Source organism: Vicinamibacterales bacterium (genome assembly GCA_035699745.1).
Lineage (GTDB): Bacteria > Acidobacteriota > Vicinamibacteria > Vicinamibacterales > 2-12-FULL-66-21 > JAICSD01.
Genome location: DASSPH010000032.1, coordinates 43136 through 46298, shown reverse-complemented (window position 1 = coordinate 46298; position 3163 = coordinate 43136). Strand labels below are relative to the sequence as shown.

3 protein-coding genes are annotated in these 3163 nt (G+C 69.5%); all 3 read right to left on the bottom strand.

Translation table 11 applies throughout. The annotated features are described in order from the left end of the window. Positions 1-333: 333 nt before the first annotated feature. A complete protein-coding gene (locus VFK57_06275) occupies positions 334-1170 on the bottom strand; it encodes a 4'-phosphopantetheinyl transferase superfamily protein (GenBank protein ID HET7695296.1) in 837 nt (278 codons plus the stop codon). Positions 1171-1175: 5 nt separating this feature from the next. Beyond that, a complete protein-coding gene (locus tag VFK57_06270; protein ID HET7695295.1) occupies positions 1176-1970 on the bottom strand; it encodes an alpha/beta fold hydrolase in 795 nt (264 codons plus the stop codon). Between the two features lie 146 nt (positions 1971-2116). After that, entirely contained in the window at positions 2117-3163 is a 1047-nt protein-coding gene (locus VFK57_06265) for a CpsD/CapB family tyrosine-protein kinase (GenBank protein ID HET7695294.1), read from the bottom strand.

Sequence of the window (3163 nt, the reverse complement as noted above, 5' to 3'; positions counted from 1 at the left end):
CTCCACAGAACGAAAGGGTTAGGAGCGAAGGACGGAATATCAAATCCCACGCCACCCCCCTGCCCCTTTTGGCGGGAGAGAGACGCGGGTTCAACGACAAAAGTCTGCTTTTTGAAGGACTTTATTCTGCCTGCTCTTAAGAGAGACGAAGAGGGCGCCGGAAAGTGTCCGGGTTCGGACACCTCGCCGCGCCCCGGAGGGGCTCAGGCGCCGGCGCTCTCCATCTGCTTTCGCAGGCTCAGAGGGCGCATGTCAGTCCAGACCTCGTTGATGTACGCGAGGCAGTCCGCCTTCGGGCCGCTCTTGCCGACCGCCGTCCAGCCGAGCGGAAGCTCACGGTCGGCTGGCCAGATCGAATACTGCTCTTCGTGGTTCTTCACGACCTGGTACGTGGTCGTGTCGTCGCGTTCCTCTGCCATGGACATCCTCCGTCTGAATTCGTGCCGGCATTTCCGGAAGCGCATGCCAGCGGACCGTGACTCCGGGCGCCGCCACCGCGACCGCCGCCTGCACGTCGGGCGCGGGTTCGAGCGCATCCATGCTCCACTCCGCCGCCGCCGCGGCACTGCCGCCAATCGCCAGCAGCCGCGCCGGGCCGTCCGGCCCGAGCGACACGTCGAAGTTCTCGAGCGGATACGACAAGCCGTCGCCGAGCGCCTTGATGAACGCTTCCTTCCGCGTCCAGCCCTTGAAGAACCCGCGGCAGCGCTCCGCGGGGGGCAGCGTGTCGAACGCGCGCTGCTCCGCGGGGGAGAAGCACTGCCGCACCAGCTCCGCCATGTCGTCGGTCGCGCGCACCCGCTCGACATCCACGCCGATCGCCGCGCCCCGGGTGACGCCCACCAGGCAGAACCCCTCGGTGTGCGAGAGATTGAACTGCAGGCCCGGCGGCGCATCCACGAGATACGGCTTGCCGCGCAGCCCCTGCCTGAACCGGAGCTGCGCCGGATTCTGGTGGCACACCATGCCGAGCACGCGCCGCAGGATGCCGTGCGACATCACGAACGTCCGGCGATCCCGATCGAATGCGAACCGCGCCGCACGCACCCGCTCGGCGGGCGACAGCAGCGCGTACATCCGCCGCACCGTCTGCGGTCCCGCATGCAGCGGGACGATGCACGCGTGGGCGACGCCTTCCTCGAGGACGACGGGGCGGCGGCGATCCGTCATTCGCCTCAGCCCGCCACGACCGCCGCCGGCGCCGCCGACAGATCGTCGACCAGCGCGGCGATCACCTCGTCGCGGCCGGTCTGCATGAAGAAGTGGTTGCCGGGGATCACGCGCACGCGGAAGCGCCCGGTCGTCTGCTCGCGCCAGCCGGCGATCTCGTGGCTCCGCACGTAGCCGTCCTGGTCGCCGCCGAACGCCGAGATCGGCATCTCGAGCGGCGGCTCGGCGCGATACTGATACGTCTCGAACGCCGTGAAGTCGGCGCGCAGGCACGGCAGCATCAGCTCGAGCAGCTCGCGGTTGTCGAGCACCGCCTGCGGGATCCCGTCGTAGCGCTTCCGCACCTCGGCGACGAACGCGTCGTCGGAGAGATGCGCGATCGGCGAGTGCGGGTTCGGCATCTGCGGCCCGCGGTGCGCGCCAACGAACAGCTGGCGCGGCATCGGGTGGCCGGCGGCCCGCAGGCGCCGCGCGACCTCGAACGACAGCAGCGCGCCGAGGCTGTGGCCGTAGAACACGAACGGCGGCTGCAGGTGCGGGACGATGGCGCGGGCGACGCGGTCGGCAATCTCCGGAATGCTGGTCAACGCCGGCTCGCGCCAGCGCCCTTCGCGTCCGGGCAGCTGAATGAGCCTGGCCTCGACATGCGACGGCAGCGCCGTCAGCCACGGCCGGTAAATCGACGGACCGACGCCGGCATACGGAAAACAGAACAGGCGGAGCGAGGCCTGCGGATTGGGCCGCGGCATCAACACCCACGGAGCCGGTACGGCGGCCGCACCACTGGACGGAACCTGCACGCGAGAATCCCCCTTCGGCATCAGATGAGGCGGGTATTTCAAGAGCTACGCCACGGAACCGCCCCCGAACGCGGACGAAACCGCCGCGCCTTCGGGCGCTCGACGACTTTAATCCGCCGAAAGGGAGACTTTAGTCACCCAGACTACTACCGGTACGGCGCGTAATAGTGCATGCCGTAGGCGGAAACGATTTCGTGCTCGGGGACCTTGTTCAGAACCACCCCGAAGATGCGATCCGCCCCGATCGACTCGACCGTCCGCTGCACCAGATCGTAGCGGGCCCGGCCCGCCTCGACGACGAGCAGCACCGCGTCCGACAGCGTGCTGAGGAGCCCGACGTCGGGGAGCATCCCGACGGGAGGGGTGTCGACGATCACCCAGTCGAACGCGGACGTCGCGCTCGCGACCAGCCGCTGCATCGCGTCGGATGCCAGCACGGAGATCGGATCGCGCACCGGCTTGCCGGCGGGCAGCAGCGCGAGACGCGGCGCCACTTCCTGCACCGAAACCGGCCTGCCCTCGCGCACCGCGTCGAGCGCGCCGCGGATGCCGTCGTTCGACGGCGTGCCGAACAGGCGGTGCAGGTTGGGCCGCCGCAAGTCCGCGTCGATCATCAGGACCTGCCGCATGTACGAGCGCGTGAGCGTCAATGCGAGGTTCGCGGCGAGCAGCGTCTTGCCTTCGCCGCTCACCGAACTGGTCACGGCGATGACCTTGAGCTCGCGTCCGGTGCGCGCCTGGTGCAGGCTGGCGGCGAGGCTGCGCAGCTGATCGAGCACCGGATCCGACTCGTCGATCACGTTGATCAGGCGCTGCATGTCGAGCGGACCCGACGTCTTGGTCTCGCGCGGGACGATCCGCGAGAACTCGACCAACGCACCGGGCTCGCCTGCCGGCCGCAGCCCGTGTTCCTCGACGGTAACGATCGCGGAGGGACGCGGCGCCGGCGTGATCAGCGCGGAGGGCGGAACAGCGGCAGGCGCCGGAACGGCGGCGACCGGATCTGGCGCCGGTTCGACCGCGGGCGCCGCGGCGGCCGCGCTCGGCGCCTCAGGCTCGGGCGCCAGCGACGCGCCGGACGCGGGAGCGGGGTCCGCAGCCATCACCGAATCGACGACGGCGACGTCCGCGTTGGACGCCTCGGCCGGATCCGCAGGCGGCACGTAGCGAAAAGGCTTCTCGAACAGTGCCAT